This window comes from Hongsoonwoonella zoysiae, from assembly GCF_013266695.1.
GTDB lineage: Bacteria > Pseudomonadota > Alphaproteobacteria > Rhizobiales > Stappiaceae > Hongsoonwoonella > Hongsoonwoonella zoysiae.
Window position 1 is genome coordinate 233405 of sequence record NZ_JABRXF010000002.1, and the last position, 25969, is coordinate 259373.

Annotated in this window: 18 protein-coding genes and 2 tRNA genes; 12 read left to right on the forward strand and 8 right to left on the reverse strand. The window is 59.0% G+C overall.

The genetic code is table 11. The features are described from left to right. Window positions 1–17: 17 nt before the first annotated feature. Both HPQ64_RS12355 and HPQ64_RS12360 read right to left on the reverse strand, forming a co-directional pair. Window positions 18–1421, reverse strand: a complete 1404-nt coding sequence (locus HPQ64_RS12355) for an aminotransferase class I/II-fold pyridoxal phosphate-dependent enzyme (RefSeq protein WP_246270698.1) — start codon at window positions 1419–1421, stop codon at window positions 18–20. Beyond that, window positions 1418–9019 carry a type I polyketide synthase gene (locus tag HPQ64_RS12360; RefSeq protein WP_172888813.1) on the reverse strand — a complete coding sequence of 2534 codons (7602 nt, stop codon included), beginning with the start codon at window positions 9017–9019 and terminating at the stop codon, window positions 1418–1420. Before HPQ64_RS12360 ends, HPQ64_RS12355 begins: the two co-directional genes overlap by 4 nt. A 564-nt stretch (window positions 9020–9583) precedes the next feature. Here HPQ64_RS12360 and cysQ point away from each other — a divergent pair. The 3 genes from cysQ to cysN all read left to right on the forward strand — a co-directional run bounded on the left by cysQ (window position 9584) and on the right by cysN (window position 13331). After that, window positions 9584–10429, forward strand: coding sequence for a 3'(2'),5'-bisphosphate nucleotidase CysQ (gene cysQ, locus HPQ64_RS12365; RefSeq protein WP_343035994.1), 846 nt, complete (start codon window positions 9584–9586; stop codon window positions 10427–10429). Window positions 10430–10511: 82 nt separating this feature from the next. Further along, window positions 10512–11417 carry a sulfate adenylyltransferase subunit CysD gene (cysD, locus tag HPQ64_RS12370; protein WP_172888614.1) on the forward strand — a complete coding sequence of 302 codons (906 nt, stop codon included), beginning with the start codon at window positions 10512–10514 and terminating at the stop codon, window positions 11415–11417. A 12-nt stretch (window positions 11418–11429) separates the two neighbouring features. Then, on the forward strand, window positions 11430–13331 hold the full coding sequence (gene cysN / locus HPQ64_RS12375; protein ID WP_172888814.1) for a sulfate adenylyltransferase subunit CysN: 1902 nt from the start codon (window positions 11430–11432) through the stop codon (window positions 13329–13331). Window positions 13332–13406: 75 nt separating this feature from the next. Here the strand turns inward: cysN and HPQ64_RS12380 are convergent, their stop codons facing one another. Then, window positions 13407–14477 (reverse strand): glycosyltransferase family 61 protein, encoded by a 1071-nt coding sequence (locus HPQ64_RS12380; protein ID WP_172888815.1) that lies wholly within the window; start codon window positions 14475–14477, stop codon window positions 13407–13409. A 95-nt stretch (window positions 14478–14572) separates the two neighbouring features. Between HPQ64_RS12380 and HPQ64_RS12385 the strand changes: the two genes are divergently transcribed. From HPQ64_RS12385 to HPQ64_RS12395, 3 genes are read left to right on the forward strand one after another with little or no spacing between them, the layout of a single operon-like run. After that, window positions 14573–15601 (forward strand): GSCFA domain-containing protein, encoded by a 1029-nt coding sequence (locus tag HPQ64_RS12385; protein ID WP_172888816.1) that lies wholly within the window; start codon window positions 14573–14575, stop codon window positions 15599–15601. Between the two features lie 11 nt (window positions 15602–15612). Continuing rightward, window positions 15613–16464 carry a sulfotransferase family protein gene (locus HPQ64_RS12390; protein WP_172888817.1) on the forward strand — a complete coding sequence of 284 codons (852 nt, stop codon included), beginning with the start codon at window positions 15613–15615 and terminating at the stop codon, window positions 16462–16464. After that, window positions 16461–17432, forward strand: a complete 972-nt coding sequence (locus HPQ64_RS12395) for a glycosyltransferase family 2 protein (RefSeq protein WP_172888818.1) — start codon at window positions 16461–16463, stop codon at window positions 17430–17432. Before HPQ64_RS12390 ends, HPQ64_RS12395 begins: the two co-directional genes overlap by 4 nt. A gap of 34 nt (window positions 17433–17466) precedes the next feature. Here HPQ64_RS12395 and HPQ64_RS12400 read toward each other — a convergent pair whose 3' ends face one another. The 5 genes from HPQ64_RS12400 to HPQ64_RS12420 form a co-directional block, all read right to left on the reverse strand. Further along, a complete protein-coding gene (locus HPQ64_RS12400; protein WP_172888819.1) occupies window positions 17467–18504 on the reverse strand; it encodes an NAD-dependent epimerase/dehydratase family protein in 1038 nt (345 codons plus the stop codon). 175 nt (window positions 18505–18679) lie between these two features. Then, entirely contained in the window at window positions 18680–19318 is a 639-nt protein-coding gene (locus HPQ64_RS12405) for a class I SAM-dependent DNA methyltransferase (RefSeq protein ID WP_172888820.1), read from the reverse strand. 48 nt (window positions 19319–19366) lie between these two features. Further along, window positions 19367–19627: a hypothetical protein gene (locus tag HPQ64_RS12410; protein ID WP_172888821.1), complete on the reverse strand. Its 261-nt coding sequence runs from the start codon at window positions 19625–19627 to the stop codon at window positions 19367–19369. A 301-nt stretch (window positions 19628–19928) separates the two neighbouring features. Continuing rightward, window positions 19929–20004, reverse strand: a tRNA-Glu gene (locus HPQ64_RS12415). Window positions 20005–20141: 137 nt separating this feature from the next. Continuing rightward, window positions 20142–20582 (reverse strand): VOC family protein, encoded by a 441-nt coding sequence (locus tag HPQ64_RS12420; RefSeq protein WP_172888822.1) that lies wholly within the window; start codon window positions 20580–20582, stop codon window positions 20142–20144. Window positions 20583–20635: 53 nt separating this feature from the next. Between HPQ64_RS12420 and HPQ64_RS12425 the strand changes: the two genes are divergently transcribed. The 6 genes from HPQ64_RS12425 to HPQ64_RS12450 all read left to right on the forward strand — a co-directional run bounded on the left by HPQ64_RS12425 (window position 20636) and on the right by HPQ64_RS12450 (window position 25911). Beyond that, complete coding sequence (locus HPQ64_RS12425; protein ID WP_172888823.1) at window positions 20636–21391, forward strand: SIR2 family NAD-dependent protein deacylase; 756 nt, start codon at window positions 20636–20638, stop codon at window positions 21389–21391. Window positions 21392–21557: 166 nt separating this feature from the next. After that, window positions 21558–22139 (forward strand): cold-shock protein, encoded by a 582-nt coding sequence (locus HPQ64_RS12430; protein ID WP_172888824.1) that lies wholly within the window; start codon window positions 21558–21560, stop codon window positions 22137–22139. A gap of 199 nt (window positions 22140–22338) precedes the next feature. Further along, window positions 22339–22830 carry a DUF192 domain-containing protein gene (locus HPQ64_RS12435; protein ID WP_172888825.1) on the forward strand — a complete coding sequence of 164 codons (492 nt, stop codon included), beginning with the start codon at window positions 22339–22341 and terminating at the stop codon, window positions 22828–22830. A 171-nt stretch (window positions 22831–23001) separates the two neighbouring features. Beyond that, a complete protein-coding gene (locus HPQ64_RS12440; RefSeq protein ID WP_172888826.1) occupies window positions 23002–23460 on the forward strand; it encodes a hypothetical protein in 459 nt (152 codons plus the stop codon). Between the two features lie 173 nt (window positions 23461–23633). Next, a tRNA-Pro gene (locus HPQ64_RS12445) sits at window positions 23634–23710 on the forward strand. A 347-nt stretch (window positions 23711–24057) separates the two neighbouring features. Then, entirely contained in the window at window positions 24058–25911 is a 1854-nt protein-coding gene (locus HPQ64_RS12450; RefSeq protein ID WP_172888827.1) for a DUF2793 domain-containing protein, read from the forward strand. Window positions 25912–25969: the final 58 nt, after the last annotated feature.

Genomic DNA, 25969 nt, shown 5'->3' on the forward strand with positions numbered 1-25969 from the left:
ATTTTTCGGGATATTTTCTAGCGGGACCTGGACATAAGCGCTGCCAGGTCGAAATCCGCGCCCCGCACCACCGCCATTTCTTCGGAAACAGTTTCCACCGTACGGTCGATCTGATCGAACGCATGCTCGCTGGTTATGAAGAAACGCAGTCTTGCCGATTTCTCGGCGACGGCTGGAAAGATGATCGGCAGGGCGTTGATGCCGCGTCGAAGAAGCCGGTTGGAAAGGATTACCGCGCGAGGTGAATCCCCGACAATGACCGGAACGACCGCATAACCCGCACTCGACCCCGTATCGAGCCCGGCGGCTTTGGCTTTTTCCAGGAAACGTCGGCCGTTTTCCTGAAGCTTTGCAACGCGCTCCGGCTCGCGTTTCATGACCTCGATGGAGGCGAGTGCGGCTGCACCCAGGGCCGGCGAAAGGCCGACGGAGAAGACGAAGCCAGGCGCTGTGGCACGAAGGTAGTCGCAAAGCGATTTCGAGCCGGCGATATAGCCGCCGCAAGCGGAAAACGTCTTGGAAAGCGTTCCCATCCAGATTTCGACTGCCTGCGGATCAACTCCGAAATGTTCCGCAATTCCGCGCCCGGTCTTTCCCATGACACCGGCGGAATGGGCTTCATCGACCATCAGCCACGCATCGTAGGCCTGCTTTAGGGCAATCAGTTTCGGCAGGTCCGGAAAATCTCCGTCCATTGAATAGATGCCCTCGACGGCGATCAGCACCCGCTCGTACTTGTGCCGGTTGGCGGCAAGGAGGTTTTCCAGGGATTCCAGATCGTTGTGACGAAAGTTCAAGCGCGTCGCGCCGGAAAGACGCGCGCCCTCGGAAATGGAGTTGTGGATCAGAGCGTCGGTCAGGATGAGGTCCGACTTGCCAAGCAGATGGCCGATCGTGGTGACGTTGGTTGCATGGCCGCTCACCATGACTATGGCATCTTCAACCCCGTGAAGATCGGCAAGCGCGCGCTCCAGCTCACCATGGAATGGCCGCTCTCCGGCGACGACCCGGCTCGCGGAAACGCTGGTCCCGAAACGTTCGACCGCAGCTTTTGCCGCTTCCATCACCTCGTCATGGCCGTTGAGGCCAAGGTAATTATAGGACGCGAAATTGTCGTGTGGGCGTCCTTCTATCATCGTTTGGCCAGCGGCAAGCGCGTCGTGTGGCCGGAAGAACGGATTGTCGATGCCCATGCGATCGGCTGCGGCGCGCTGCATCTTCAACTGCTTGACTTGCGGGAGCGTTCCGAAATCGAAGGCTTTGGCGTTCGTCGACTTTGCCCCTGCGGCGCCCTTGCGCACGGGCTCAACCCGGCTCGGGCCGGCGCTGTGACGCTCCGTTTTCTTTTCCGCCCGCAGATTTTCCAGCAGCTTCGCGCGTTCAGCGGCGGCGAGCCCTTTGGATTTTCCGTCGTCCTTCAAAGCAGTGATCTCAGCTTGTCGCTTTCGGCTTCGATGCTCTCGACAATTTCGGAGATATCACCGAGTTCGACATCGTCCGTATGTTGGCCGGCAAGGTTCTTCGCTTCGCGTGACAATCCAGACGAACTATCCTCGCTGCCTTTGACGCCAGCAAGAACTTTTGCGGAGATATCGGCGAGCGTCGTACCATTGGCAAGCGACATCAAAGGAATATCGACGCCAAGCTGCCGTTCCGCCGCCATCCGCAGTTCCAACGCCATCAGTGAATCCATGCCTATGTCGGAAAGAGGTTTTCTGGCGTCGATTTCCTCGGCGGATACACGCAGGATTTTTCCAACCTCTTTTGCAAGCAGATCGGCAACGAGTTTGCTCGCTTCCTTTTCGGACAGGTTCTCGACCATGCTTGCCAGGTCGATTTCGCCATCCCCGGCGCTTGCGTCGTCGGCATCGCCAAGGGACAGGAGATCGGCTAACGGCGTGGACAGAAGCTTCAGGTCGCGCTGGGCGGCCTGCCAGTCGATGCGGGCGTAGCCGGTGGCGGCCGTGCCGACATCATCCTGCGGCTGCCCCATCAGATCGAACAAGCCGTCGAGAGCTTCGCGCGCGGAAAGCGCATGGCGGCCAAGCTTGCGGGCCAGAAGGTCGCTCACCCCGGTGTTACGCGCGAGATATCCGGCATCGGATATCGCACCCCATGAAACGGCAAGCGCGGGACGTCCCTCTGCACGACGCCGGCGAGCAAGCCCCTCCAGATATCCGTTGGCGGCAACGTAATTCGCCTGCCCGGGATTTCCGACAAGTGTCGTCGCGGAGGAAAACAGCACGAAATGATCCAGCGGATCCTCCGCCGTCAGACGGTCGAGGAGTTCGGCACCGCGTACTTTCGGCGCAAGCACCCTCGAAAGCGCTTCATGCTCAAGATTGGCCAGAAGAGTGTCTTCAATGACCATGGCGGTATGAAAAACGCCGCGGATGGGCGGCAGCGACTTGCGCGCATCGCCAAAGTGGCTTGCGAGGCTGCTTTCGTCCGTGACATCGCATTCTCGCGCATGAACCTGCGCACCGGCGGCTTCAAGCTCGGCGACCGCCGCCCTGGCGGCTTCGGATGCGGCACCTGTTCGCGAAAGCACCAGCAAGTGACGCGCGCCCGCGAGAACCATCCGTTTCAGAAGCTCGGTCCCGAAGCCGCCAAAGCCGCCGACAACCACATAGGTCGCATCATCGCGGAGTTCGCAGACAGTCGCGGCAGGTTCGGTCACGGGAACTTGCGGCGGTGTCAGCACGATCTTGCCGATGTGCCCCGCCTGCTGCATCAGCCGGAACGCATCCAGGGCCTTGTCGGCTGCAAATGCCCTGAAGGGCAGGGGAGAGAGCACCCCTTCCTCGAACAAGGCGACGAGGTCGCCGAACAGCTTTTCGGCAAGCGGGCGCTGGCGCGTGAGCAACTGATCCGCATCAATACCGAAGTAGGAGAGGTTCTGGCGGAAAGGCCGGAGCCCGATGTGGGTGTTTTCGAAAAAGTCGCGCTTGCCCAGTTCGAGGAATCTGCCGAACGGGCGCAGGACCTCGATGCTGTGTTCCATCGCTTCGCCCGAAAGCGAATTGAGCACCACATCGACACCCTCGCCATCGGTCAGCTGCATCACCCGATCTGCGAATTCCAGGCTGCGGGAATCGAGTACATGATCCGCGCCAAGGAGCCTGAGGAACGAGCGTTTTTCTTCCGATCCGGCTGTGGAAATCACACGCGCTCCTCGCCATTGGGCGATCTGGAGTGCGGCAAGCCCGACACCGCCCGCGCCGCCGTGGATCAGCACCGTCTCGCCTTCGGAAAGGTGGGCCAGATGACAGAGCGCGTAGTAAGCGGTCAGGAAAGTTACAGGAATCGTGGCCGCTTCTTCGGCGCTGAGCGCCCCAGGCATCGGAGCGCAGGCAGCCTCGGTGACGGTCACATGCGAGGCGAAACAGGCAGGGGCGAAGGTAATCACCCTGTCGCCGACGTTGAACCGGCTGGCGCCACTTCCCGTTCGCACGACCCGGCCGCAGCACTCCATGCCGAGCGTGGGGCCGGCAAAGCCGTCTTCCAGCGCTTCTTCCGGCAACAGCCCGAGAGCCCACATGACATCCCTGAAGTTCAGGCCGCTCGCTTCGACCGCGATCTCTATCTCGTCGTCGGAAGGGGCGAGGCGCCTTTGCGCGCGCCAGGCAAGCTCATCAAGCGATCCCTGACGGCGGATATCGAGACGCATCGCCGTATCTTCTTGAAGGGGCCCGATCTCGCGCGTTGCCGCTTTGCCCTCGTCGCGCAGAATGCGAAGGCCGTAAAGCCTGTCTTCCGCAACGACGATTTCTCGCTCATCGGTTTCACAGCGAAACACGCGGGAGATACCGCGCGCGGATTCCAGCGGTTCCGCATCCGGGTCGATGTCGATCACGCTGAGTTCGATGCCGGGATATTCGTTCATCGCGACGCGCGCGAAGGACCATATGGCGGTCTGTACCGGATCGGCCGGGCGCGCGGCGATGAGGTCCCGCTGCGCGCCGGGGGCGACGATTCTGACGGGCGTCGGCGAAGACCCGATCGCCCGAAACAAGGTGGTGAGAAACCAGACGTTCGAATCGACCGCTTGATTGTGATCGCCTTCGTATCCGGGGCCATCGGTGCCAGCTAGATACACGATGCCCGCGTTCGCCACACCGAGTAGTTCCTGCGATCGCTCGGGGTCGTTCTCCGGCGCAATCGTCCAGAGGCCTTCGGCACTTTCCCCGGTCGTTTCACCCGGGATGGCGATGGAAACTTGGATCCCGTGCGCGTGGAGGACCGATTTCAAGCTGTCGGCAATCCGTCGGCTTTTTCCTTCCGGACTGGAAATCACGAGCAGGCGGGACGGTTCGTCCAGCGTCGCTTCATCCGGTTCGGTGGCGGATTGTCGTCGTCTGTCGCCTGCGCGGGCGACGATGACCGTGGCATCGATCAGGCGGGATGAAAACTCGAATGTGTCGACTGTCGAAAAACCGGCGCCAAGCAGGGTGGTACGCCATTCTTCAGGCCATTGAAAACCAGATGCCGGGAAATCGGCGGAGACGCCTTGCGCCCACCAGTTCCGGCCGATCCCGCGAAGAAGGTCGTCGGTTATCGTCGGGATCGGTTCGATAGCGAAAACTACGCCATCTTGCGCAAGGAGCCTTGCGAGCCTTTCGTGCGAAGGAGCGCCAAGGGAATCCAGTCCCCCTGCCGACAGGACAAGATCGAACGGCGCGCAAGCCTCGGTCGCCTCATCGTCAAGCGCAAGGAAGCGAACGTCGCCGTTTCCGCGCCAGTCTGCTTTGAGGCGTTGCACCATCGCCTCGTCGACATCGGCGATGACGAGCTTGCAGAGCGCTGGATCCAACAGGGGCGCGATCGCCTGGGCCATCGTGTTGTCGCGCGCTCCGGCGATCAGGATGGTAAGAGTGTGATCGGCGGGCCAACGTTCAATGATGTTGCGGGCAAATGCGACAGCCCCTTCAAAGAGGGCCTGAACGGAGGGCGAAAATGACCGGTAAGCCTCGAAGAGGGAGGGCGCATACCAGTCCTCGGCCTTTTCTGGCAGGCCGGTTCGGAGCATTCCGGGAAGCGCTTCGTCGAGCCTGGACAGCATTGCTGCGGGCGCGACCTGATCTCCCGCCGCCTGGACAAGCGTTTGCAGCAGGGCATCCACAGGCAGATGGGTGGAAGGGTTGTCGATCCGCCAGCCGGCTTCGGTATCCGTGGCTATTCCGGCGGCCCGCAGCCTGTGCAGCAGCGCATGGACCAGGGAGCGTGCGTTTTCGGCAATCTGCCTGGTAGCGACAAGATCTTCGACATCGAAGGTTGCGTCGCCGACGATCTTATAAAGCGAATTATGCGCGACCGAGCGCGATAGCGCCTCCAATAGGAGAGGGGCGTCGTCAAGTTCGCGATCATCGCCCGCAACGATGCCGGCTTCATGCAAGGCAGTGTCTTTCGCCTGAAGCAATTCGCTTGCCGGCGAAAGGGCATTTTCGTCCGGCAGAAGCCGGCTTATCGTTCGGTAGGAGAGTTTTTCCTCGCGTGCATCGACGCCCAGTTGCACCGCCTTGAAACGCGCCTTGGCCAATCGGGCGATCAGGATTCCATCCGCATTCAGGAAGTCGAAGCTGGCCTCAACGGAGCGCGAAGAGGCACGGGTGACGCTGATATTGACCTGTGTCGGATTTTCCTGCTGCACAAAGACGCGCAGCCGGTCGATGCGCACCGGCAGATAGCTTTTCTTGACGGCTGCATCCCCGTCATGACCGGCCAGAAGCGCGAAAAGGCCATGAAAGCCGGCATCGAGTAGTGTTGGACACAGCGGGAAAACATAGTCTTCTACTGCCGGCGAACGCGCAAGCAGGTGAACCCGCGCGGTGCGCTCGTCCAAACGGTCCACACGCTCGGCGCGCCGGAATGCGGGACCGTAGTTGAGGCCATAGGAAGCCGTCAGTTCGTATAACGCGTTTTCGTCAAGGGTGATTTCCGCCTGGCGGTCGTCTATCGATGCCAGTCCGGTTTCACCATCGCTCGTGAGGGTGACGAAACGCCCGCGCGCATGCAGGGACCATTCGGTGTGCTGAAGTCTGGGGCGGCTGAAAATTTCAATGACGCGGTCATCGGCGGAAAGCCGCACCATCGTTTCGCGTATTCCGCCTGCGTCGAATACCAGCGGACGGAAGATTTCGAAATCACGAAGCTCGATTCCGGGCTTTTCTGTCCATTGCTCCACGGCCCGCAGGGCCATCGCGACGAAGCCTGCGGCAGGAAAGACGACCGCTTCTTCGATCTTGTGATCGAGAAGGAACGGATAGCGCTGCGGATCGCAGTGATCGAACCATTCGGTTGAACTGGTGTTGAAGCGGTATCCGAGCAGCGGCCAGCTTTGGCCGAACATCGCCTGGTTCTGCTCATCCGTCGACGCGGGTTTGAATTCTTCGTTCTGCCAGGGATATGTGGGCAGGCTGCCGGGCATGCGCCCGCGCGGACCGACGAACACATCCATGTCCACGCGCCCGCCATTCACGAAAACGCCCGCGGCGACGCGTTCGACCGGATTGACGTCAGGTTCGAAATCCTCGCAAGTATCGAGCGAAGAAACCACGCGCCCGTTCTTCCCGGCCTCCCTGATGTTGTCATTTATATAGGTCGCCAGGATCGGCTTCGGTCCGATTTCGACCAATACCGCCGCTTCGTCATCCAGAACGCGCGCGACGGCTTTTGCGAACTGCACTGGCCGGCGCACATTACGCCACCAGTAGCCCGCATCGAGAACGGGCGCTTCGTCTTCAGGATCAACTGTGGAAATGAAGCGGATTTCCGGTTTCGCGGGCCTGATGTCCCCCAGCGCGCCAAGCAGTGGCTCTTCGATCGCATCGACAAGCGCGCAATGGAACGGATAGGCGATCTTCAGGCGGCGCATCGCCCAACGGTTCTTGCGGGCATGGCGGGCAAATCCGTCCAGGCTCTCCGAGGGGCCGGAAATCGTCACGCTGCGCGCGCTGTTCACCGCTGCTATTTCAAGCCCCGGATAAGCCGTATTGTCGATCGCCGCCCGAGCGGCATCCTCTGGCAGAAGCAGTGCCGCCATACCGCCGAGATCGCGCGTGACTTCCTGATGCAGCGAGCGCGCATGAACCACTCTTACGGCATCCGCAAGCCCAAGCGCGCCTGATGCCCAAGCGCCCGCGACCTCGCCGACGCTGTGGCCGATCACCGCATCCGGCTTGATGCCTTTTTCGCGGAGTGAGCGAACAAGCGATACCTGAAGCGCGAAGAGAAGAGGCTGTGCGACGGCGGCGCGGTCGATTTCATCTTCAAGATCTTGCGAAAACAGCATGGTTTCCAGGGACCAGCCGGCGAGACCTTTGAAGATATCGTCGATTTCGCGGAACATGCTTCGAAATGGCGCATCCGCAAAGAAGGCGTCGCGTCCCATGCCGGCCCACTGAGAGCCGTTGCCGGAAAAGGCGAATACGACCTTCAAAGGATGCTGGTTTGCCTGACCGGTCACCAACGCAGGCGATTTGCCGCCTTCCAGATAAGCATCGAGTGCTGCGGCCTTGTCAGCCGCGGTTGCGCCGTGAACCACGAGGCGTTCATCAAGCGCGTCGCGATTGTGGGCGGCAGCCGCCACCAGTGCGCCCACGCTCAGCGGATCGTTGCTTGAGACGAGGCGTTGCCGGTACTCGGCGCATAGCTTGCGCAGTGCATCGCGGCTTTTTGCCGAAATGACGAGGGGCGCATATTCCTGCGAAGGGCCCTTATCCTTAGGGGTAGGCTCGCCATCCGCTATCACGACATGTGCGTTGGTGCCGCCGAAACCGAACGAGTTGATGCCGGCAAGCCTCGGGCGGTCCTTGCGCTCAAGGGTTACCGGATTGCCGGCAACGGAGAGGTTCAGCCCATCGAAATCGATATCGGGATTCGGAGTTTCGAAATGAAGGGAGCGCGGGAAAATATCATTCCGTAACGAAAGCAGGGATTTCAGCAGACCAGCCGTGCCGGAAGCCGATTCCAGATGCCCGATATTCGTTTTGACGGAGCCTATCGGAAGGGCGGAATCGCGCCTGCGCGCAAGCGTGGAGCCGATGGCGTTTGCCTCGGCGGGGTCGCCAACGCGGGTGCCGGTGCCGTGCGCTTCGATGAAGGCAAGGTCGTTAACGTCAAGTTCGAGGCTGCCGTAAATATCACGCAGCAGATCGGCCTGGGCAATCGAGGATGGGAGCGAGAGGCCTACGGTGCGACCGTCGGAATTCAGGCCGGATGCGACGATCCGTGCGTGAACCTCGTCGCCGCGGTCGCGGGCCACGTCCATCCGACGCAGGATCAGCGCCACGGCGCCTTCGGAACGGACGTAACCGTCACCATCCGCGTCGAACGCCCTACAAAGCCCCTTTTCGGAAAGCATCGATGCGCGCGAAAAGCCCACGAAGGACAGCGGGCTCAGCAGCATGTTGACGCCGGCCACTATCGCCGTCTCGATCTGGCCGCTGTCCAGCGCGTTTATCGCCTCGTGCAGGGCTACGAGCGACGACGAGCAGGCCGTGTCTACGGTGAAGCTCGGGCCGCGAAGATTATAGATGTACGAAATCCGGTTGGAGATGATCGACAAGGTATTGCCGGTCATCAACTGAACGTCCGCTGCCGCCGGATCGAAAACGAAACGGTGGTGATAGTCGAGCGAAGACGCGCCTACGTAAACGCCTGCGCCGGATTCGGAAAGTTCGCTCGGCTTGATACCTGCATGTTCGAGTGCTTCCCAGACGACCTGAAGCAACAAACGTTGCTGCGGGTCGAGCTGGATCGCCTCACGCGGAGAGATGCCGAAGAAACCGGGATCGAAACCCCAGACATCGTCGATGACGCCTGCGGCGAAGGTATAGGTCTTTCCTGCCGCGCTGCGGTCGGGATGGATGAACCGGCTCGTGGGGAAGCGATCGTCCCCGATCGAAGAAACGGTGCACTTTCCGCCTTCCAGAACACGCCAGAACTCATCTGCAGACGCGGCGCCGGGCAGGCGGGCGGCATAACCTGAAATCGAAACATTACATCCCCGGATCGCCATTACCGCCGCCACTCAGTCCAATGCATTTCGATGCCGCACCCGTTCTGCCCGGTCGTAACGCTCCACCCATCGGCGGAAATTCGGCCGGTTTTTTTAAAAAATAAAGGTTGAATCCGCCGCACGTGGTCGAGCGAGTTTACAAATCCCTGCACCGGTTCCAGCAAACGATGGCCATCCATCTTCAAAACCGGCGCACTCCAGCAGCTGATTTGATAATGGCTGGACCTGACATATGCAACCGCGCTTCGGATGGTTGAAAAACCCTCCATTTAAGATATTGAATTCGCAACGTGAGTATCAGCGTTCCAAGCCGCCGGGCGCTCGCTTGTGGAAAATCATGAATCATTCAGCGCGAGCACCTGCGAATATTCCGGCGCGCGGCGAGCCGGACTTTATTCCGACGATGCCTGATCGATCGCCTTTCCCAAACGTATAGGATGTGGATGGGAAGGTGGACTGTTGGAAAATCATGCTCCGGTGCACGCGATATTTGGGCCGGCGTTTCCTTGCAAATCGCGAAGGACGTCTTTACCTGCTGCCTGTCCGTATGCAGAGGAGGCCGCCGTGGCCGATTTGGAGCTCGTAGGAAAACTCAATGAAATCGCCTGGGCGGGCGGGCGTATCACGCTCGATTATTTCCAGACCGGCACCGCAGTGGAAAGCAAGGCGGACGATTCTCCCGTGACGATGGCCGACCGGGCCGCGGAAAAATACATTCTCGACGAGCTGGAAAAAACTTGTCCCGGTGTGCCCGTTGTCGCGGAGGAAGCGGTCAGCGCAGGGTCCGTGCCCGCAACTGCGGAGCGCTTTTTCCTTGTCGATCCGCTTGACGGTACGAAGGAGTTCATCGCCGGGCGGTCGGACTACACCGTCAACATCGCGCTCATCGAAGAGGGGACGCCGGTTTGCGGGGTCGTTCATGCCCCGGCACGCGGAACATCCTACGCGGGTGGTCGCGAATGCGGAGCGTTTATGTGTCAAAGCGCCGAGATTGGCGAAGATGCGAAGCGGATTTCGGTTCGAGACTTTGATGCGAAGGGTGTCGTCGCGGTTGCAAGCCGCTCTCATAACTCGCCTGAGACTGATGCTTTTCTTGCGAAATTCGATGTTGCGGAGAAAGTATCCGTTGGTTCATCCCTGAAGTTCTGCCTGCTGGCGGCAGGCGAAGCCGATCTTTATCCCCGCTTCGGCCGGACGATGGAGTGGGACACAGCTGCCGGACATGCGGTTCTACTGGCGGCGGGCGGAGGCGTTGTGACAGATGCCGGCATGCCGCTCGTCTATGACAAGCGTAACCAGGCCGGCGATTGCGATTTCGCAAACCCGCATTTCATCGCGTTCGCCGATCCGGAAATCGGCTCCATGGTCGAAAAAATGCTCAAGTCGCCGGATATCGCCGGGGCAACCTGAGTTGATCTCGACCTGTTCAGGAACGCTGCACTCAAAATCAAGCCACCGGAAAAGCCGGGCCCAGATATCGGAGACGTCGATCGTGCCTCAAAGGCGTAGCCATCTTGAAAGACTGGAAGCGGAATCGATCCGCATCATCCGCGAAGTCGCGGCGGAGATGAAAAAGCCGGTCATGCTCTATTCGATCGGCAAGGATTCCAGCGTCATGCTGCATCTTGCCCGAAAGGCGTTTTATCCCGCCCCGCCTCCATTTCCGCTCATGCATGTGGATACGACCTGGAAGTTTCGCGAGATGATCGAATTTCGCGACCGAATGGCTGCGGAAGCGGGGATGGAACTGATCGTCCATACCAACCTGCAGGGCAAGGCCGACAATATCAATCCGTTCGACCACGGCTCGTCCTATTACACGCAGGTCATGAAAACGGACGCGCTGAAGCAGGCGCTCGACATGCACAAGTTCGACGCCGCTTTCGGCGGCGCGCGGCGCGACGAGGAAAAATCGCGCGCGAAGGAACGGATCTTCTCCTTTCGTACGGCAACGCATGCCTGGGACCCGAAGAACCAGCGCCCGGAGCTTTGGTCGATCTACAATACGCGCGTGAAAGCGGGCGAATCCATCCGCGTGTTTCCCTTGTCGAACTGGACCGAGCTCGATATCTGGCAATACATCCTGGCGGAAAACATCCCGATCGTGCCGCTTTATTTCGCCGATCACCGCCCGGTGGTGGAGCGTGACGGGACGATCATTATGGTCGACGACGAGCGCATGCCGCTGAAGGATGGCGAGAGCCCGCAAATGCGGCTCGTTCGCTTCCGTACGCTCGGCTGCTATCCGCTGACCGGTGCGGTTGAATCGGGCGCAAGCACCCTTGAGGAAATCGTGGAGGAAATGCTGATCGCAAGGACGTCGGAACGTTCCGGGCGGATGATCGACCATGACGATTCTGCGTCTATGGAAAAGAAGAAGCGCGAAGGCTATTTCTGAGAGGCCGGGACCATGAATGAATTGACCGAAATTTCGGCGAATATAACCGACTACCTGGCCGAGCAGGAAAACAAAGGCTTCCTCCGCTTCATCACCTGCGGCAGCGTCGATGACGGCAAGTCCACGCTGATCGGGCGGCTTTTGTTCGACACCAAGCTGATATTCGAGGATCAGCTCGCTGCCCTTGAACGAGATTCAAAGAAACACGGCACGCTTGGTGACGACATCGACTTCGCGCTGCTGGTCGATGGGCTGGAGGCCGAGCGCGAACAGGGCATCACGATCGATGTCGCCTATCGCTTCTTCGCGACCGACAAGCGCAAGTTCATCGTCGCCGATACGCCCGGCCATGAGCAGTACACGCGCAATATGGCAACCGGCGCCTCGACAGCCGATCTGGCGGTGATCCTGATCGATGCCCGCAAGGGTGTTCTGACGCAGACCCGTCGCCACTCCTTCATCGTGTCGCTGCTAGGCATTCGCCATGTCGTCGTCGCGGTCAACAAGATGGATCTTGTCGATTACAGCGAAGAGCGGTTTCGCGAGATCGAGCAGGCCTACCGCGCCTTCGGGGAAACCTTCGATTTCGAAACTCTCGAAATCGTTCCCGTATCGGCGCTCAAGGGCGACAATATCATGGAGCGATCGCCGGTCATGCCCTGGTATCAGGGCAAGAGCCTGCTGGACCACCTGAACACGGTCGAGATCGGGAGCGACGAGGCCGAGCGCCCGTTCCGCATGCCGGTACAGTGGGTGAACCGGCCGAACCTCGATTTCCGCGGATATTGCGGGACGGTCGTGAGCGGAACCGTGCGGCCGGGCGACAAGGTCGTCATCGCCAAGTCCGGACGCGCCACCGAAATCTCCCGTATCGTGTCGATGGACGGGGATCTGGATGAGGCGGTAAGCGGCGATTCCATCACGCTTCTCCTCAAGGATGAAGTAGACATTTCCCGGGGCGATGTGATTTGCGCCTCAGATTCCCGTGCGGAAGTGGCCGACCAGTTTTCGGCCCATCTGATCTGGATGAGCGACGAGGCGCTTTATCCCGGCCGTCCCTACCTGCTCAAGACGGGCACCCAGACGGTTACGGCGACCGTTACGGAACTGAAGCACAAGATCGATGTGAATTCCTTCGAGCATCTGGCTGCGAAGGAAATGCATCTCAATGAAGTCGCCTTCTGCAACCTTTCGCTATCTTCTCCGATCGCGTTCGATCCCTATGAGACGAACCGGGAGATGGGATCGTTTATCCTCATCGACCGTTTCACCAACCAGACCGTCGGCGCCGGCGTTATCTGGTATGCGCTTCGCCGAGCGTCCAACATTCACCTGCAGGCGCTCGACGTCGACAAGACGGCCCATGCGGATCTCAAGGGACAGAAACCGGCGGTGCTCTGGTTTACCGGGCTTTCGGGTGCCGGCAAGTCGACGATCGCGAACCTCGTGGAGAAGAAGCTCCATGCGCGCGGCCGCCACACGTACCTGCTGGACGGCGATAATGTGCGCCATGGGCTCAATCGCGACCTTGGTTTTACCGAAGCCGACCGCGTGGAGAATATTCGCCGTGTCGGCGAGGTTGCGAAGCTCTTCGTCGATGCGGGCCTCATCACGTTGGTCTCCTTCATCTCGCCGTTCCGTGCGGAACGCCAGATGGCAAGGAACCTTGTCGCGGATGACGAGTTCATCGAGATCTATGTTTCCACCCCGCTTTCAGTGGCGGAAGAGCGCGATCCGAAGGGGCTTTACCGCAAGGCGCGTGACGGGCAGCTGAAGAATTTCACCGGCATCGACAGTCCGTATGAGGAGCCGGAAAACGCCCAGCTCGTTCTCGATACGGTCGGCAACGATGCGGATGTGCTTGCCGACCAGGTCATCCGCTATCTGGAGGACAACGGCTATATCGGGCGGTAGACCGCTTTTCTTGTCGTTTTGATATGGCGTCGGCCTGCGTCCTTCCGGTTTATCCGGGGCGCAGGCCGAATGCTGTCAGGACGGCGTCATTTGCCGCTTCGGCGGAGCGGCTTCCGCTATCCCTGTCAAAATGTTCCGTAAAGCCTCAATATCCACCTCGGAGCTTGCGACCGAATTGCGGCCTTCGGCATGTAGATTTTGCAGGGCGAAATAGTCGTGGCCGAACGTGCTCGCGATCAGGGCATAGTGAAGCGATTGAAGGTTTGGATTGAAGAGTTCGATAACCGTTGTCGATGAGCAGCGGCGGAAAAGCAAATTGGTCAGGCCCGCGCCATGCGCTGAAATCAAGAGTCCGGCCTGGCTGAAGGCATCTATCTGTTCGCGAAGATCGAGTTCCTGAGGGTCGATTTTCTCGATTTCGAATTCCTCAAGCAGCGCGTCGAGTTCGGACTGATTGCGAAAGAAACGCCGGTTGGGCGATTTCGGACCGCGCGAGAGAAAGATGCGGCGGTTTCCTTCAGGATATCTTTCCAGTCCCATACCGTCGAATGTCGCGTCGATCGCTGTTCGATCGACATCGAAAGGCTTGGCCACATAGACCTCGCTGGCCTTGATGACCTCGCGCTTTCCCTGAATGATTATCGGATGTTTGCCGAAGACGCCCAGTTCCAGGGCTTTAGCAAAAAACGGGATTTCAACGGCCGCTTTCGGCACCACGATGGGGACGTCGGCGGGAACGCCCGCCAGCGACAGCATTGCCGCTTTAGGCGCTATGTTGTTCCAGAAATGGAAATAATTGCTGGAAAACTTGTGGTGCGCGAGTGCGATGCGGCCGAATGTGCGGCCGCGACGCAGAATATGACGCGCAAACACCGGCGTGGGCTCGGACGATCTATCCCGCTCGATATCCGTTGAACCCCGCAAAAGCGTCCTGCCCGCGAAAACGTGCCCGGACCTCGGATCCACCGCAAGGTCGCCACGATATCGCCTCACGTAGGCTATATCCCGCGCTCCGCCCCAAGCTTCACGCAGATGGATCAGGAAATCCGGCAGATCGGCATTGAATGGCTCGGGAATGAGGCAGCGCGTTGAGCAGTATAGCTCCTGCGCAAATGATGAATACTCGGCCGACGGCCACGCATTCATGGCCTTTCGGCGAAGCCGCACGAACCGACTTTTTTGGTGCAAATCTTCCATCTGCTTGATACTAACGCAGCGGAAGATCGATAGGGAACCACGGAATGTTGTCTGAGTTTCAATATTGGCTGAAAAGCCGTGTGCCCCTGTCGGTGCAGGAACGTTTGCGGCCGGGCAAGGCAAAAAGGTTTGAAGCGAAAGCACGGGAAGCGGGCGCGGATGCCGTCGTCATCAAGATGGGCAGCGACCGGCAGCTCGCTCACGGCACATGGTATCGCGGCGAGAGCACGAACTACCAGCCGACCAAGGTGAACCTTCACGAAGCCAATGCGATCGAAGACTATTTCCTGAAGGGTTGGTTGCCGGATAGGCCGTTCATTACGAGGCAGCATTACGTTACCGCGTTCGGCAGTTGCTTTGCGGCGCATATGACGAATTACCTTGCGAAGAACAACTTCAACATTTTCGGCGGAAACCTGAAGCTTGACAGCTACGTCGTCCGTTGCGGCGAGGGCATGGTCAATACGTTCGCGATAGCTCAGCAATTCGAATGGGCTTTCGGCGAGCGTGATTTCGGCGACAATCTCTGGCACGACAAGAAGGGGAATGTTGCCGAACAAAGCTCCGACATTCAGTCCGAAACCCGCCATATCTTCGAACAGACCGATGTTTTCATCATCACGCTCGGCTTGTCGGAAGTCTGGTACGACAAGCGGACGGGCGACGCTTTCTGGCGTGCCGTGCCCAGGAGCGAATACGACCCTGAAGTGCATGGCTTCAAGGTCTCGACGGTCTCGGAGAACTTGCAGAACCTGCAAACGATCTACCGGCTGATCCGGACCTATCGCCCGGATGCATCCATCGTCGTTACGTTATCGCCGGTGCCGCTGGTGGCAACATTTCGCCCGGTCTCCTGCATTACCGCGAACTCCGTATCGAAAGCGGTGCTTCGTGTTGCCGTTGACGAGTTCTACCGGGATCATGCGGACGACGGCGATCTATATTATTTCCCGTCCTATGAATTGGTGAAAGAATACTTCAGGGACCCGTACGAAAAGGACAACCGGCACATAAAATCGAGTGTGGTGGAAACGATCATGAAAACCTTCCATAAGCATTTCCTGATCGACTAGGTGACCAGGAAATGTACGGGATCGGAACTCTAGCAAGCTCGTTTTACTATGATTTATGGGTTCGCATGCCGGCTGGCGAACCTCGGAAATTCATACGCGACTTGGCGCCGGAGTTTCATGAATATCGCCGGCTGAAGCTTATGATCATAATTTCGCATGAGTACAAATATCTCTATGTAATCAATCCAAAGGTCGCCAGCACGTCCATTCGCAACCGGCTGCGTGAACTGAACGGGTATCCGCCTCTGGACAACCCGCGCGATGTCATGGGCCACAAGGGTTCCGGCTTCGTGCTTCCCAAGCATTTGAGCGAAAAAGAGTTTTTCGACATCTGCTCCGGAAGGAAAGGCTATTACACGTTTTCGTTTGTGCGAAATCCATTCGATAGACTTGTGTCGGCCTACACTTATTTCCAACGTGGAGTGGATCAGCCGGGCTTCAATGCCGAAAAGAAGAGCATATACCTGAGAAAGTGGGATCCCCATCGTGATCCCAAGACGCGAACGAAAATGGGGTTCGAAGAGTTCGTCGAAGGGGTTTGCCGTAATACACACCATATGCAGGATCAGCATTGGAGAACACAATGCGACTTATTGAAAATAAATAAGATAAATTACGACTTTGTGGGCAAGATGGAGAAATTTGCTTCCAATTTTGTCAGTGTTTTGAAGCATCTTGACGCGCCAGACGAGATCATCGCGCGTGCTGGGGACGTAACGAATTCCAGTGAGCGCCGGAAGAATGATATTGCATCTTTCTTTACGGATAAGGCCGCGGATATGGTGCGTGAAAAATTCAAGGAAGATTTTGAAAGGTTCGATTATTCGATGGATCTTCCCAGCCTCCAACGCGTTTCGACATGAACAAACCTCATGTCTCGTATATCGTTCCGGTTTACAACAAGCAGGAATACCTTTCGGAACTTGTCGAGAGTATTATAGCGCAAGTACCTTATAAAACGAAGCAGATCTGTTTTGCGGACGACGCATCGACCGATGGTTCAGTCGAAGTGCTAAAATATATTGCCGAGAAATATTCCAAATTCGAAAATCTGGATATCAATATTGCCTGCAGCCTGCGCAACAAGGGCCCTGCGGCGGCGACAAACCTGGCGCTATCCAAAGCGACCGGAGATTATTTTCACTTTGTCGATGCGGACGACAGATTGCCGGAAGGCGCAACCGCGGCGATGATCAAGGCGTCCGAGCTCTCCGGGGCGGAAATTGTCTATGGCGGGAAAGCGCATTTTAGCTCCGGCAAGCTTTCAGGCGGCTCCAAAGTGGCGTTGAACGGCGAATTCAAAACGTTCGCGCCAGCCTTGCCTGCTCTCGTTCGGGGGCGTCTTGTCGGGATCAGGTTTTTAGCCAAGGCAGGGGCGGTCGTCGCTGCGAATGGCGCGGATGAAAGGATCTTTATCCAGGATGTGAGCCTCCCGCTTCGGGTTGCGGCCGCATCTTCCTCTCTTGCGGTCCTTGAAGCTGTCGTGGTTGAAGTGCGCGACGCGGAAAATTCGGTGTCGTCCAATAAAGCGCAGGAACTCCACGATTATTTAATGGCGGTGCGAAATTTCCTTTCCGAAGGCGAAGCCAACCGCTCGGTTCGGGGCAGGCTGTTGCGCCGCTGCTATCAAAGGATTGCAAGGCGGCGTAAATCCGAGGGCGTGGCAGCTTTTGCGATTCGCATGGCCTGGATAGGTGCTTCTTTGGGCTGGGTGTCGAACGACCCGCTAAAACACCTGGAAGAAGAGTGCGCGCGCCTTGCAGCCTCGGGAAATGTGCGAATTCCCGATAGTGAAACGGCTTCGGCTGCCCCTGTCGAAGCGGCTGGTTGAGCTGGAGCAAACTTATTTCGAAGCGAATCCGCTTTCATGATAGCTCGGCAGTAAGCGCTTTTTCCCGATAATTCTCGCGATACCACTCGACGAAGGCGCGAATCCCTTCCCGGACAGACGTTTGGGGCCGATATCCGGTCAGCGCGTGCAAGAGGGACGTGTCCGCCCAGGTGGCCGGGACGTCGCCCATTTGCATTTCCATGTAGTTGCGCTCGATCGGTTTGCCGATCGCAGCCTCGATCTCATCGATGAATTCGAGCAGCGTGACCTGTTCCGAGTTTCCGATGTTGACCACGCGATGCGGCGCGACGTGGCTCAGGCTGTCGTTTTGAACCGGAGTGCCACGATCCGCCACCTGCGGAGGCGGGCAGTCGATCAGCAGGCGAATTCCGCGCACGAGGTCTGTGACGAATGTGAAGTCCCGCGCCATCTTGCCGTGGTTGTATACGTCGATCGGCTTGCCCTCCAGGCCTGCCTTTACGAATTTGAACAAGGCCATGTCCGGCCGGCCCCAGGGCCCGTACACGGTAAAGAACCTGAACATCGTCGTCGGGATTTTCCAGAGGTGCGCATAGGAATGCGCCATGCTCTCGTTCGCCTTTTTCGTGGCTGCATAAAGGGTCAGTTGTGTGTCGGCCTTCTGGGTTTCCAGAAATGGCATATCCGTTTCACCGCCGTAGACGGATGATGTTGAGGCCATCAGGAGGTGTTCGGGCGGGTATTCGCGGGCGCATTCCAGAAGGTTGAATGTGCCGACGAGGTTTGAATCGATATATGCGCGAGGGTTTTCAAGGCTGTAGCGCACACCGGCCTGGGCCGCGAGATGGACGATGACGTCAGCCTTGGCATCGCGAACGGCGGCTGCAAGCGCATCCATGTCTTCCAGGTAGCATTCATGCGCCGTGAAGTGGGGGTTCTCGTTCAAGACCGCGTGCCGTCGGCGTTTCAGCTCTACGTCGTAGTAGTCCGTCATGCCGTCGAAGCCGACGACCCGGAAGCCTTCCTCAAGGAGAAGCCGGGCCAGATGAAAGCCCACAAAACCGGCCGTTCCAGTTACAAACGCCGTACGCATACCGACCTCACACCTATACACATGCGATGAGTGAAGGCTCTCGCAGGATCAAAGTCAACGCCTGAAAACCCTTTCGAATGCCGATGTTTTCACCTCCGGAGCACGCATCCAGGCATGGACGTATCAAGAATTTTCCCAAGGATCGATGGCCGCATCGTTTTCCGGGAAAAACGCTCTATCCAGGGACCGCATGTACGACGGTAACGAACGTCAGCTCGGGTTCGGACCTTGGAAGCGGATGAAACGGTTCGCCGCTTTCAATGAATTTCAGTTTTCCTTCGCGCTCCAATGCGCCGCACAGTTTCCAAAGACCTCGCTCTTGCGCGCGTTCGCCCGACCCGCAGTAAACGATATAACCGCCCGGTTCCGCTATCCGCACGAATTCGCGGTAGCATTCAACGGGAAGGTGAATGCTTTCCCCGACGATGATCACGGCCTGAAAGGCGTCATCCGGAAAATCAAGCGGCTTTGAAAGGTCGCCGGTCACCAATTCGCGGTAGATGCCCTTTCGCTTCGCCCGCTCCAGCATACCGGCGGAAAAATCGAGGCCAACCAGGTCGTCGAAACCCTTGTCGCGAAGGGCTGCGCCGCTCAGCCCGGTTCCGCAGGCGGCATCCAGAATGCGGGCACCGGGTTTGATGTATCGCGCCGCCGCGCTGGCAGCTTTCATGGGCGCGGTGTAGTTTTCGATCTCCGTCAGATCGGTGTCGTAGTGTCTTGCCCAGAGGTCGTAACGAGCTTTCAGCTCTTCGCCACCGGCTGGAGACACGGCCCAATGAATTCGCTCAAGGCCATCATCGGGTATTTCCGCCATGGTGGGCCTCCTTCCGTGAAAAACCGTCGAATTAGGCGTTATCCGCATTCAGGCGCGGTTTGTGCGGCCGGCATCCGCTGGCGTTTGGCCCGTGGGTTGCGCGCGGCGTTTCAGGTCGTCGATGACGGCGTCCGGGTCCGTCAGATCTTCCGCAGTGGCGACCGTTCCTTCGTAAGGGCGAATGCGGCGTGCCGATTCCATGCCCTCGATCTTGTCGATAGCGGCCTTGATATCGTCCATCGGTGCGTCGAACAGGTCGTAGACATGCGCGCCACCATTCGAGCTTGCGGAGCCGCTTGACCGTCGCATCGGGGAAGCGCAGGCGCGCCACTCTCGCAAGTGCGCCCACTACAATGGCATAGGGTGGCGCGTGTCGCAAAACGGTCGCATGCGCGCCGGTCACGGCATCCTTCGCGATCGAGCCGTTACGGGCGATGCGAACGTTGTTGAGAGCGCCATTAAGGTTGCAAAAGGCGCCGACGTTCACAATTGCTGGAACGGGCACAACAGACATGTGCCCGGAAAATGCGATGCTTGCACCGGCTTTGAACAGAGCAGTAAGGTTGGGAAAGTAAAGCCGCCACCGGAAAATCCGGCCACTCAGGAAAAGTGGCACGCCCAAGGGGACTCGAACCCCTGTTTCCGCCGTGAAAGGGCGGCGTCCTAGACCGCTAGACGATGGGCGCGCGGTCGTCGTCGTTGCGACGTGGGCGCGTTATAGGGATGTTTGCGCAGGCGGGCAAGTGGGAAATCGCAATGATATCCACAGGCTTGGTTCGGGCAGGCGCGGCGCCGGTGTCCGACGCCGCGTTCAGTTCGGTTTTTACCAGCTGCCGGTGTTTTCCATGGACGCCCATGGCTCTTTTTTCGGCAGCGCTTCGCCTTTTTGCAGGATCTCGATCGAGATGCCGTCGGGCGAGCGGACGAACGCCATGCGCCCGTCGCGGGGCGGGCGATTGATCGTAACGCCGGCTTTCTGCAGGGAATCGCAAAGTTCGTAGATATTGTCGCACTCATAGGCGAGGTGGCCGAAATTGCGCCCGCCCTGATAGTCCTCAGGATCCCAGTTGTAGGTAAGCTCCACGAGCGGGGCCTTGTTTTCCATGGCCGCGGCCTTGTCTTCCGGCGCGGCCAGGAAAACCAGCGTGAAACGGCCGCCTTCGCTTTCGGTTCGCCTCACTTCGGTAAGGCCGAGCTTGTTGCAATAAAAATCGAGAGATTCGTCCAGGTCCTTCACGCGGACCATAGTATGGAGATAGCGCATGGTTTTCCTCATTGTTTTGAGTGGAAATTGAAATCCGGTTCGGGGACCACAATATGGCGGCGATCACAAACATCAATGAGGCATCTGGGATGCTTCGTGCCCATCTGGGGCGGGCGAAGCGGGGTATCGGCTTTACGGGGGCCGGAATCTCAACGGATTCCGGTATTCCCGACTTTCGCTCGCCCGGCGGGATATGGGAACGTTACCGCCCTATAGAGTTCGATGAATTTCTGACATCCGAGGAAGCAAGGCTGGAGGACTGGCGCCGGCGTTTTGAAATGATCGATACGATACGCAAGGCCGAGCCGAACGCGGGTCACCTCTTTTTGACACGGAGGGTCGAAGAGGGAAGGTTTTCGCTGGTCGTTACGCAGAATATCGACGGTCTTCACCAGAAGGCGGGACTGTCGCATGAAAACCTTGTCGAACTGCATGGCAACGGAACCTATGCGACGTGCCTCGACTGCGGCTGCCGCCGCGAACTTGACGATTTGCGCGCCACGGTCGAAGCGGGGCGCGCGCCGCGCTGTGTGGATTGCGGCGGTCTCATCAAGGCGGCTGTGGTCAGTTTCGGGCAGGGCATGCCCGAAACCGAGCTTGCCCGTGCCGCAGAAGGGACAGAATCCTGTGATTTTTTTCTCGTCCTTGGATCGTCTTTGCAGGTTCAGCCTGCAGCGAGCCTGCCAATCCTGGCGAAACGGGCCGGTGCGACCCTCGCGATTGTAAATCGAGAGGCAACTCCGATAGATGATCTGGCCGACGTGTTGATCAGGGCACCGATCGCGGAGGTTTGCGAATCGCTGATTTGAGGTCACAATAGTCACTGTGGAAACGGAAAGTTTTCGAAGACTGTAAAAATTATGTCTGTAGACGCCGCCGTGGAATGATATGCTTTTGAAAGGGAATCGGTCGAAAGCGGATTGATTCACCGTTCCAAGTACATCGTGGCGGTCAAGACGACGGAGACAGGGTATCATGGGGGCGAAAACAGCAACTCAACCGCGTCCCATTGACGTTGCGGGAGAAGATCCTTCGCTTGACGTCTCTGTAGTTGCCGGCGCCATAAAATGGTTCGATGTTGCCAAAGGTTACGGCTTCATCGTTCCCGATAGCGGCAGCGGAGATATACTTCTCCATGTAACCTGTCTGAGGCAGGATGGCTATCAGACCGCCTACGAGGGTGCGCGCGTCGTTTGTGAGGTGGTCGAGCGCTCGCGCGGGCTGCAGGCATTCCGTATCCTCTCGATGGACGAATCCACCGCGGTCCATCCTTCCCAGCTTCCCCCTTCCAGAACCCATGTCCAGGTCACGCCGGAAAGCGGGTTGGAGCGCGCAGAGGTGAAATGGTTCAACCGGGTCAAGGGGTTCGGTTTTCTGACGCAAGGTGAGGGAACGGAAGACATCTTCGTCCATATGGAAACGCTTCGCAGGTTCGGTATTACCGAATTGCGTCCAGGGCAGACCGTTCTCGTGAGATTCGGAAATGGCCCGAAAGGGCGGATGGCGGCCGAAATCCGGCCCGCAGGCGATGGCACGCATATTCCTTCATCGCATTGAAGCAAACCCCCTGATAAACAAGCTATTGTATTTTATGGCTTTTTGGCCATGAAAAGGCAGTGCGATCCCGAATATTCGGCGCGATGACCTGCGGACCGTCGATCGCGCCTGATCAATGTCCCGGCATTTTCTCATCTCGCCTTGACGAATGGCGGGCGACAGCCAAGTCTGGCTAGAACCTTTCAAGCACTGGTGACACATGACGCCTTCGGCATCCATTTCGATTTACCGCGCGGCCGGCCTGCGGCTGGCCCTGGCGTTTTTTGCAATTTTCGTGATTTCCGGCCCGGCGGGCGCTGAACTGGCGCGCGAAACACTGCTCGTCGAGACTGCCCAGGGAAACAGCTACAGTTTTACTGTCGAAATCGCCGATACGCCGGATGCGCGCGGGCAGGGGCTGATGTTCCGCAAGACGCTTGCCGAAGACGCAGGAATGCTGTTCGACTTCGGCGAAGAGCGTCCGGTGTTTTTCTGGATGAAGAACACCTATGTGTCGCTCGACATGATCTTTGCGGATTCGGAAGGAAAAATAGTCCGTATCGCCAAAGACACGACACCTCTTTCGCTTGACGTGGTGCCATCCAACGCGCCGACGCGTTTCGTCCTCGAGGTGCCGTCGGGCACTTCCGAAAGGCTCGGCATCAACGAGGGCGACCTGCTGAAGAGCCCGACGATCGACGCCAGCAGGTAACGGCGCGACGCAGGCCGGCGGCCGCCCATCAGCCGGAACCAAGGTTCCGGCGATCAATTCGACCGGTAAATCAGGAATTGGGCGTGACTTGGCTGGCTGACGGTGTCAGGCTTGTTCTGGGTGCATTCAAAGAAGGGGGCGGAATAGTCAGCAACCTCAAGGGAGGCGGCTATGAAGCACACGTCACTTGACGACCTGAAGGTCGTATCTACGGTACACGACACTGCGGAAGCGTCCGAACTTTCCCGCAATGAACGCCTTGAGCGTTGGGCCAGGCTTCTGGAGCGAGCGCCCGACAGACGGCTCGCGACGCTTCGCGGGACGGAGCACGAACCGCCGGATGTGCGCCACGGTATGCGCGCGGCTGGATCCGCGATTTCCGTTGCGTTCGACGATCCGCTCCTGCGCGGGCAGGGCCTGACAGGCGACACCTACGGCGATGCCAAGGCGTTCTTCGAACTCGACGATTGGCAGTTGCACGGCATCGTCTGCTACTGCCACTTCGGCGCATCGATGGCAGCGGAAACGGCGGCGCGCTGCGTGCGGGCGACGATCAGCCAGCCAACCGGGCCCGGAATCTTCGAAAGGCTGGCCCGCATGCTGATCGGTTCGACGCGCTATGGCGCCTGAGCGCAGGACGCAAGCCCATTGAGCCGGCCGCACCGAGCTTGTCCGCATGAGACCAATGCAGGCGATGCTGGCGGCCGGCAGATTTTTTATCATCCACCGGCATCGGTCCTTTCGGTCCGGCTTCGCACTTGACGGATCGGGAGAAACCCCGCTACATCGCGAAGCTCGTTGATCGGGGTATAGCGCAGCCTGGTAGCGCATCTGCTTTGGGAGCAGAGGGTCGCAGGTTCGAATCCTGCTGCCCCGACCAATAATTTCAATGACTTAGCCATTGTTGCTCAACCTTTTTCGACGCGCTGTGAGAGTCTTGCGGGCGCGAATCCTGCCATGGCGTCGCGGATAATTCCCGCCGGGGCGAAAAAGGTTATCAGGCCGCCCAGTTTAATTCCTTTTCTTCCCTTCGCGGATTCCGCCTGATCGGCGCATCGCCACTTCGCACCGGGGATAAATTTTTTAGGGCGCGGGGATAACTCGTGCGCAAGGCGGCCTCGCGGGATCCGCCAGTCACCCTACGCAAGAACAAAAAACGAACAAACTTATCCCCGACCGTCTCACACGGCCCTATTCTCGTGCCTGACCTTCACGGGAGAGGTGCGAATGACCACGCGATCGTTTTCCATACCTGAACTTGCCGCCGCCCAGGCGCAAAAGCACGTCACCGTCAACGAAGCGCTTCGTGTCATCGACGCGGCCATGAACCTTGTCGTCACCTCGCGCGCGTTGACCGATCCGCCGGCCAACCCCGGCGATGGCGCGAAATACATACCGGCATCTCCTGCGGGCGGCGTTTGGGCGGGGCGCGAGAACGAGGTGGCGGCCTTCGTGAACGGGCTGTGGCGCTTCTTTTCGCCGGAAGTTGGCTGGCGCGCCTTTGACCAGGCGACGGGCAAGCTCGCGATCTGGGACGGGGCCGAGTGGAGCGACTTCGCAGGCGGCGGAACGCAACCGATGCTCGGCATCAACACGAATGCCGATGCCACGAACAGGCTTGCGGTCAAATCCGAAGCGGTGCTGTTCAGCTATGACGACGTTACGCCCGGAAGCGGCGACATTCGCTTCGTCATCAACAAGCTTGCCGCCGGCAATACCGCCTCGCTTCTTTTTCAGACCGGATATTCCGGCCGTGGCGAGATCGGCCTTGCCGGATCGGACGCGCTGGAAATGAAAGCCTCCGCCGACGGTATCGCCTTCGATGACGCCCTGTCGATCGATCCGATCGGCCACAATTTGCGGGTGACGTTGAACGGTGCGGAACGCGGCCGATGGACGGATGCAGGCCTGGGCATCGGCACGACCAGTCCGGGCCTGCCGCTCGATGTCGCGGGTGGGGCAGTGCGGTTTCGAGGCGCGCCAAACGTCGAATTCCAGCTTCAGATGGTCGCCGACCTCGCCGCCGATCAGCAATGGACGCTTCGCCTGCCGACCGACGGGTCTTTGCGCATTCGCGATGCCAATGCGGGGACCGAGCCGCTTCTTGTCCAGGCCGGTGCGCCGACCAATGCCATCAGGATTCTGGCGAACGGCAATGTCGGCATCGGCTCGGCCGTTCCTTCGAACAGGCTCGAAGTCAGCGACCCGGAAGGCGTAGCGCTGCGCCTGGCGGCGACCGGCGGCAATGCGAGCTTCAATATCTCCGGGGCGAACACTGGCCTGACGCAGATCAACTTCGGCGATACCGATCAGTTCAATCCCGGCATCATCTCCTATGCCCATTCGAACGACAGCATGCTCCTCCGCTCCAAGGGCTTTATCGTCTTCCAGACGGGCGGAGCGGCCGAGCGGATGCGCATCGATGGCAACGGCAACGTCGGCATCGGCACGACGGTGCCGACCCATACCCTGGATGTCGTCGGCACCGCCCAGGTGTCGGCGCATATGGACATTGGCGCGGCGACGGGCGGGGCCAGCGCCGCCCGTATCGGTGCTGCGAGCGACAGGTTCTGGATTGCGCCGACCGACCGCGCGGGATCGTTCGTCTACGGAAAGGAATTCACCTTTGACGCCGCCGCCGATGGTATCTGGACCGCGGAAGGCGGATTTCGCGTCACCGGCGGAACGCTTCGCGCCGATGGCGTCTACACTTCCACGACGGCCTCCGCCGCCAATGTTTTTGTCGCCTCCGACGGTACGCTCCAGCGCTCGACGTCCTCGGCGAAATACAAGACCGATATTCAGGATATGACCGCCCCAGAGCGCGATGTGCTCAACGCGCTTCGCCCGGTTTCCTATCTCTCAACCTGCGGCGGCGATGACCCGAAACGCCGGCACTTCGGCCTGATCGCCGAAGAGGTGTTCGAGGTATCGCCCTCGCTCGTCCACCTTGGTGCGGACGGGGCGCCGGAAGGGGTGATGTACGAGCGGATCGTGCCGCATCTGATCGCCGGCCACAAAAACCATGAAGCGCGCATCGCCAAGCTCCACGAACGCGTGGAAGCACTTGAAGCCGCCTGAAACATCCAGCGCGACAACCTGCGTTCACGGGTTGCGGCGCGACAACATGCTGCGACAA

Coding starts and splice junctions, on each gene's coding strand:
- HPQ64_RS12360 (WP_172888813.1), bottom strand. CDS start 9,019: ATGGCGATCCGGGGATGTAATGTTTCGATTTCAGGTTATGCCGCCCGC.
- cysN (WP_172888814.1), top strand. CDS start 11,430: ATGAATGAATTGACCGAAATTTCGGCGAATATAACCGACTACCTGGCC.
- HPQ64_RS12380 (WP_172888815.1), bottom strand. CDS start 14,477: ATGAATGCGTGGCCGTCGGCCGAGTATTCATCATTTGCGCAGGAGCTA.
- HPQ64_RS12385 (WP_172888816.1), top strand. CDS start 14,573: ATGTTGTCTGAGTTTCAATATTGGCTGAAAAGCCGTGTGCCCCTGTCG.
- HPQ64_RS12390 (WP_172888817.1), top strand. CDS start 15,613: ATGTACGGGATCGGAACTCTAGCAAGCTCGTTTTACTATGATTTATGG.
- HPQ64_RS12395 (WP_172888818.1), top strand. CDS start 16,461: ATGAACAAACCTCATGTCTCGTATATCGTTCCGGTTTACAACAAGCAG.
- HPQ64_RS12400 (WP_172888819.1), bottom strand. CDS start 18,504: ATGCGTACGGCGTTTGTAACTGGAACGGCCGGTTTTGTGGGCTTTCAT.
- HPQ64_RS12405 (WP_172888820.1), bottom strand. CDS start 19,318: ATGGCGGAAATACCCGATGATGGCCTTGAGCGAATTCATTGGGCCGTG.
- HPQ64_RS12410 (WP_172888821.1), bottom strand. CDS start 19,627: ATGCGACGGTCAAGCGGCTCCGCAAGCTCGAATGGTGGCGCGCATGTC.
- HPQ64_RS12420 (WP_172888822.1), bottom strand. CDS start 20,582: ATGCGCTATCTCCATACTATGGTCCGCGTGAAGGACCTGGACGAATCT.
- HPQ64_RS12425 (WP_172888823.1), top strand. CDS start 20,636: ATGGCGGCGATCACAAACATCAATGAGGCATCTGGGATGCTTCGTGCC.
- HPQ64_RS12430 (WP_172888824.1), top strand. CDS start 21,558: ATGGGGGCGAAAACAGCAACTCAACCGCGTCCCATTGACGTTGCGGGA.
- HPQ64_RS12435 (WP_172888825.1), top strand. CDS start 22,339: ATGACGCCTTCGGCATCCATTTCGATTTACCGCGCGGCCGGCCTGCGG.
- HPQ64_RS12440 (WP_172888826.1), top strand. CDS start 23,002: ATGAAGCACACGTCACTTGACGACCTGAAGGTCGTATCTACGGTACAC.
- HPQ64_RS12450 (WP_172888827.1), top strand. CDS start 24,058: ATGACCACGCGATCGTTTTCCATACCTGAACTTGCCGCCGCCCAGGCG.